Origin of the sequence: Exiguobacterium sp. UBA5002, from assembly GCF_002396765.1 — a bacterium.
Lineage (GTDB): Bacteria > Bacillota > Bacilli > Exiguobacteriales > Exiguobacteriaceae > Exiguobacterium_A.
Genome location: NZ_DGYQ01000040.1, coordinates 96845 through 102996, shown reverse-complemented (window position 1 = coordinate 102996; position 6152 = coordinate 96845). Strand labels below are relative to the sequence as shown.

Annotated in this window: 5 protein-coding genes; 1 reads left to right on the top strand and 4 read right to left on the bottom strand. The window is 41.1% G+C overall.

Annotation, left to right across the window (positions count from 1 at the left end; genetic code table 11):
* Window positions 1-99: 99 nt before the first annotated feature.
* Window positions 100-504, top strand: coding sequence for a (deoxy)nucleoside triphosphate pyrophosphohydrolase (locus B4C70_RS12925; RefSeq protein ID WP_035411892.1), 405 nt, complete (start codon window positions 100-102; stop codon window positions 502-504).
* Here B4C70_RS12925 and B4C70_RS12920 read toward each other — a convergent pair.
* From B4C70_RS12920 to B4C70_RS12905, 4 genes are all read right to left on the bottom strand, one after another.
* Complete coding sequence (locus tag B4C70_RS12920) at window positions 479-3643, bottom strand: DUF3427 domain-containing protein (RefSeq protein ID WP_290780038.1); 3165 nt, start codon at window positions 3641-3643, stop codon at window positions 479-481. The genes B4C70_RS12925 and B4C70_RS12920 overlap by 26 nt on opposite strands.
* Window positions 3644-3769: 126 nt before the next feature.
* The gene (locus B4C70_RS12915; protein WP_155960205.1) at window positions 3770-4222 is read right to left on the bottom strand and encodes an OsmC family protein; all 453 of its coding nucleotides are present in this window, start codon (window positions 4220-4222) and stop codon (window positions 3770-3772) included.
* An 80-nt stretch (window positions 4223-4302) separates the two neighbouring features.
* Window positions 4303-5235 carry an aldo/keto reductase gene (locus B4C70_RS12910; protein ID WP_035411898.1) on the bottom strand — a complete coding sequence of 311 codons (933 nt, stop codon included), beginning with the start codon at window positions 5233-5235 and terminating at the stop codon, window positions 4303-4305.
* 13 nt (window positions 5236-5248) lie between these two features.
* A complete protein-coding gene (locus B4C70_RS12905) occupies window positions 5249-6139 on the bottom strand; it encodes an aldo/keto reductase (RefSeq protein WP_290780035.1) in 891 nt (296 codons plus the stop codon).
* Window positions 6140-6152: the final 13 nt, after the last annotated feature.

Genomic DNA, 6152 nt, shown 5'->3' with positions numbered 1-6152 from the left:
CTTTTTGGGGAGCATATCATAAGTCAAAGGAAGAACAGTTTTTGTTATGATAAGCAGAGAACTAAAAAATCTATAATGATTTGGAGTGAAACATAAAAAATGAAAAAACAAGTTCAAGTCGTAGGTGCTGTCATTCGCAACGATCATAATGAAATATTGTGTGCACTTCGTAGTAGCCAAATGTCATTGCCCAACTTATGGGAGTTTCCTGGTGGAAAAATTGAGTTACATGAAACGCCATCACAGTCGTTAGTTCGTGAAATCAATGAAGAATTAAAATGTAATATTAAGGTCAAGCAACCAATCGAAAAAACGACTTACGAGTACGATGCTATTATTGTTACATTGCATACGTTTGAAGCTGAAATCGTAACAGGAGAACCGATTGCCGTAGAACATGCAGAGCTTCGCTGGGTGGCTGTTTCAGACCTTGATCAGCTTGAATGGGCTCCTGCCGATATACCTGCAGTTGAGTACATCAAGAAAGAGTTTGCCACTCCTTAAACAGTTCAATTGATAGTGGAGAATGAAGTGACCAAGTCACACTAATCGGTTTAGAACCTGTACTTTGAAGATGCTTTAACTGGCCAAAGTATGTGAACGGTAGCGTTTTTCCTTGTTCTTTATCTGCTTTACGCATAAACAAATGAATACGAATTCCTTCGCTCTTATGGTTTTGATATAAAGTACCCGCTTTACCTGTAGCAGTTGCATTACTTTGAGACTGCCAATGGAAACGATATTGATCTAAGAAATAATCGTTATATTTCAGTTGCTCATCAATGGCTTCATCTTTGTGTAAATTCACAAATAAAATGTAGTCGTTACCAGCTTGAGCTACACCTTCACGCCAAGAACCTTCCTGACTTGATGAACATAGAAGACGTTGGATAACGGAACGATTGTATGTTTGATGTAATAGAAACGCCTGGTCTTCGATCAACCAATTAATTCGATCTGGTAGTTGATGAAATGCAAGTAGACCTGCTTGGATAAAATGCATCATATATGAACGCAATTCAGTTGATTGTTGAAGTGCTTGGACGACTGTATTTGAAAAGCGATAGTGCTCTTCTGATACAGCATCTAGTAATTGAATACGATCATTTTTTAACGCAGTAGACCAGCGTTTAAATAGATGATGAATAATAGGGCGCTTTGAAAAAGAATGATTCGTCGATAAGGCAAATTCTTTGAAAACTTCTTGTTCAATATCTTGTACTGAAGCAGAAGGATGACGCAGTAACTGTTTTAAAATCAGTAAGCTGAAAGGCTCACGAATTGGGAATAGTCCTTCGAGCTGTTCAACAATTTTGCGTGTAGTATCATCTTGCAGTAAACATAGTTCTTCATCGGTAGCATGTTTTTCAAGTTGTTTAAGACGTAATGTACTTCTCCACTGCTGAACAATATTTTCAATAGCTGGTGCGTCTTTGTGCGTAACTAAATCATTTAAACTCGGAGGATTTCCGATCATACGTGTCAATCGTTGATAACTTTCACGAAGCCGTTTGCTAGCTGAAAACTCTATTTTTTTCATTTGTTCAATAATAAATCTTTCTGTAATTGAATCCAGAATAGCTAAAGATCCTTCGGGTAGAATCGGAAAATGTTGTTTTACAGCAGTAGCAATTTTATAACGATCAATAGAATGAAACGATTGTTGACCAGATAACACAAGTGGTGCAACAAAAGCTTTTTGACTATTTCCGATAAAATCTAAAATCGTAACAAATTCTTTTGAGCTGTGTTTACGTAAGCCTCGACCCAATTGTTGAATAAAAATAGTAGGGGATTCCGTTGGACGTAAAAATAGCATTAGATTGACTTTTGGAATATCGACTCCTTCGTTAAATAAGTCAACGGTAAAAATATATTGCAGTGGGTCTTGATCATCCTCTAGTCGGCGAATGGCTTCTTCGCGTGCTTCTTCGGACTGTTTACTTGTAACAGCCATTGCTTCAATCTGATGTCGTTTAAATTCCTTCTCCATAAACTCTGCATGATTGATATTGACACAGAATCCTAATCCAACCGCCTGATTACCACTGAACCCAAATTTACGAATCATTTCAACAATATAATCTGTTCGCGTTGAGCGTTCGAGTGCAACAACCAGATCCTGTTCTACATAAAAGCCGTTTTGTTGAGGAATAAGAGAATAATCAATCGATTCATCATCTTGAATGCCAAAGTAATGGAATGGTGAAAGTAAATCTTGTGCTAAGGCATCATACAGACGAACTTCGTAAGCAATATTATAGTCAACAAGCCGGAAGATATTTTGACCATCCATACGCTCTGGTGTTGCTGTTACTCCAAGCAAAAATTGAGGCGTAAAATAGTCAAGAATGTTTTGGTAAGAAGCAGATGAAGCGTGATGGAATTCATCAATAATGATGTAGTCAAACGCATCCCGTAAAAATTGATTAAGGTGAACCTCTTTTGAAAGTGTTTGAACGGTAGCAAAGGTAAATTGTGCATCTTGAATTTGTTGTGATCCTGAATATCTACCAAATGTATAATTTTCATTTGAAAAAACTTGTTTAAATGTATGCTCAGCTTGTGATAGTAATTTTCCACGATGTGCAACAAATAATACTTTTTTAGCCTGAGTTTGACGGACATCAAATGCTGCTAAATACGTTTTTCCAGTTCCAGTTGCCGCAATGACCATTGCTTTTGTTTCTTTTCGCTCGCGTAAACGATCCAGTTCTTCTAAAGCCGGAATCTGCATGAGGTTCGGTTCAATAACGTTGTAATCGACAGCGGATTCGGCAATTGTATCGCGGATAGAAAATGATTTTATAGGTGGGGTTTCTTGTTGGTACTGTTCGTATTGAAGTAATAATTCTTCTGTACAAATAGTCGCTTCTGGGCTGTTCCAAAGTTGTTCAAATAAGTTTTTCGCTTGAGTGACTAATGTTGTGACGGGTGTAGAAGGTATACGAATATTCCATTCCATACCGTGCGTTAAAGCCGACTTTGATAAATTAGAGGACCCAACAATAGCACTATCCAACTGATCAGGACGAGAAAATAAATAGGCTTTCGGATGGAACGCATGATTTTTTTTTATCGGTTCATAAATTTTTACTTCAATATTTCTGAATTCCATCAACTGTCGGATAGCCTTCGCTTCTGTAATATTCATATAAAATGAAGTCAAAATGCGGATTGATTTGCTTTGAGCTTCTGCTTCCTTCAAAGCTGGGACAAGCGTCTGTACTCCAGAATGACGTGTAAAACTCACCATCCAATCGGCAGCAGATGCTGTCCATAATTCTTGACTAATATGATGCAATAACTGTTCTTGTTCCAGTTGGCCAGGAGCAATGAGTTCCCAAGCACGCAAAGAATTTTTATATTGTGTAGGTAAAGCATGTGTTGTGCTAGTAGTGAGTTCACGATGAAGTGGCAAGTCGATCAGAGGTTGATTTAAATGCATGAGCCATTCATTGACCGTTTCAACCATTTGATCAGGTTTATCTTGTTTTTGGAAATGGTCTAAAGATTGATACAGTACTTGATTGAGGTGTGTAAGTAATTCTGTTGTGTAGTCATGTGCTGGTACAGATACACTTATTGCATCGGATTGTGAGTTAGTTTCAGTTGAAGAACGTAATGTTTCATAATAAGACATGGTTATCCTCCGAATAATAGTAAATGGTATTTAGAATGATTAAATCATCAATAATATACCAATAATTAGACAAATAAAGTAAAAAATCATCGTTCAACTAAAAAGTTAAACGATGATTTTTGTTTGTTAATTTGAGATTCTCTCTACCACAGCCTCAAGCGATACTTTGACATTACCAGCCAGTGCCCGCGTAATCATACACGAACCTTCTGCTTTTTCAGCGAGACGTTGCGCCTTCTCCACATCACGATCCGACAGATCGGCTGGTAATAAGAGTTTCGGACGATGAATGATCGCATCGTATGTGAAGACGCCGTTCGTGACATCAACGATGCCTTCAGATTCCATCGTTAAGGAGACTTTTGGGATGTTACTACGCTCAAGCATTGCGGCAAGCGTGATGATATAGCATGTAGCAGCTGCCCCAAGCAACATCTCATCTGGATTCGTGCCAACCCCTGGACCATCCATAGCGTCCGGAATTGAAATTTTTGTTTTTAACTCACCTGTCTCGATCTGACCGACATCATTGCGATTTCCCGGCCAGTCTGCAGTTAAATGAAAATGGTGCTTCATGATCAATCGCCTCCATGCCTCCATCATACGAAGTTCAGCATGATTTTTCGCCTATTCTGCTCATGTGCATAAGAAGAGAACGATCAGCTAAAAATTTGGTCGATTTTTTCGATATCCTCTTGCGATAACTGAACGTCTAACGTACGCAACGTATCTGTCACCTGATCCGGGCGTTTCGCACCAGGAATGATAGCATCGATGCCATCTTGTGCCAAATACCAGGCGAGTACGACGTGTGCGACTTCCGCATCGTGTGCGTCTGCGATCGGACGCAGTTGATCGACTTTTGCGAGGTTTTGTTCAAAGACGTCTTTTTGGAACAACGGGTCGTTTTTTCGTAAATCATCAAACGTCGTCTCTTTCGTATATTTCCCTGCCAATAATCCAGCGGCGAGTGGGAAGTACGGAACGAAGGACATGCCGTTCTCAACGATGTATGGAAGTAACTCTTTTTCTGCATCCCGTTTAAACAGATTGTATTCTCCTTGATAGACGTCGACATGTCCGTCCTTGTTCGCTTCCTTCAGTTGTTCGAGTGAAAAATTCGAGACACCAATCGCGCGAATCTTTCCTTCTTTTTTCAGTTCAGCAAGTGCAGCGACGGCTTCATCCTTCGGTGTCGATTCATCTGGGAAATGGATGTAATATAAATCGATATAGTCTGTTTTAAGACGTTTTAAACTATCTTCGACCGATTGACGGAGAAAGTCAGGTGAGTTGTTCATGACGACGTTTCCGTCAACGAACTGATGCGCACCTTTCGTCGCGAGGACGACATCTTCTCGAGCGACCGTGTCGTGCCAGACTTCACCGACGAGTTCCTCCGAACGTTCTGGTCCGTAGATGAAAGCTGTGTCGAGGAAATTGATCCCTTGCTGTAACGCGACACGAACGAGATCGCGTCCGGCTTGCTCATCAAGATTTGGATACAAGTTGTGTCCACCGACAGCATTCGTACCGAGACCGATGGGGTGAACGAATAGGTTAGATTGACCGAGTTGAACATGTTTTGTCATGAAAATGACCTCCTTAAACGATATCGAGTGGTTCTTTTTTTGTTGGTGCTGGGAACGCTTGATCAAGTGCAGCTAGCTCTTCTTTTGTTAAATTCAAAAGTGCGGCGCGACCGTTGGCTTCGACATGATGTGCTTGTCCGGCTTTAGGAATTGCGATGACGTCACCTTCACGCATCGCCCAAGCAAGTAAGATCTGTGCCGGTTCAACACCATGTGTCTCAGCGAGTTCCTCGACGGTCGGATGATTCAGGAGTTGATCACGCAGTGAACCACTTTCAGCTAGTGGGCAATACGCCATTACTGGAATACCATGTTCGCGTAGTAACGGGAGCAGTTCATACTCAATTCCGCGTGAGCCGAGGTGATAGAGTACCTGATTGACAGCACACTGATCACCGTTCGGTAATGCTAACAGTTCTTTCATGTCTGATACGTCAAAGTTCGATACACCCCAACGGCGAATCTTGCCTTCTTGTTTTAAGGCTTCCAGTCCTTCAACGGTTTTCTTAAGTGGAATGTCGCCACGCCAGTGAAGAAGATAGAGATCAAGATAATCCGTACCGAGACGTTCAAGCGATTTGGAACAAGCTTTTTTTAACGCTTCCCCACCAGCGTGATGCGGATAGACTTTCGAGACAAGAAAGACTTCTTCGCGTCGATCAGCGATCGCGTCACGAATTAATTCTTCAGAAGCACCTTCCCCGTACATTTCTGCCGTATCGATGAGTTCCATCCCGCTGTCGAGACCGACGCGGAGTGCTTCGATTTCAGCTTCATGTTTCTCCGATTCTTCTCCCATCCGCCATGTGCCTTGTCCAAGTGCCCGAACGTGCGTCTGATCGGGAAACGTCACTGTTTTTTGCTTTAATGCAGCAAGTATTAGCGTCTTTTCTGTTGCGTTCATCGAATTCCTCCTT

Coding starts and splice junctions, on each gene's coding strand:
- B4C70_RS12925 (WP_035411892.1), top strand. CDS start 100: ATGAAAAAACAAGTTCAAGTCGTAGGTGCTGTCATTCGCAACGATCAT.
- B4C70_RS12905 (WP_290780035.1), bottom strand. CDS start 6,139: ATGAACGCAACAGAAAAGACGCTAATACTTGCTGCATTAAAGCAAAAA.
- B4C70_RS12910 (WP_035411898.1), bottom strand. CDS start 5,235: ATGACAAAACATGTTCAACTCGGTCAATCTAACCTATTCGTTCACCCC.
- B4C70_RS12920 (WP_290780038.1), bottom strand. CDS start 3,643: ATGTCTTATTATGAAACATTACGTTCTTCAACTGAAACTAACTCACAA.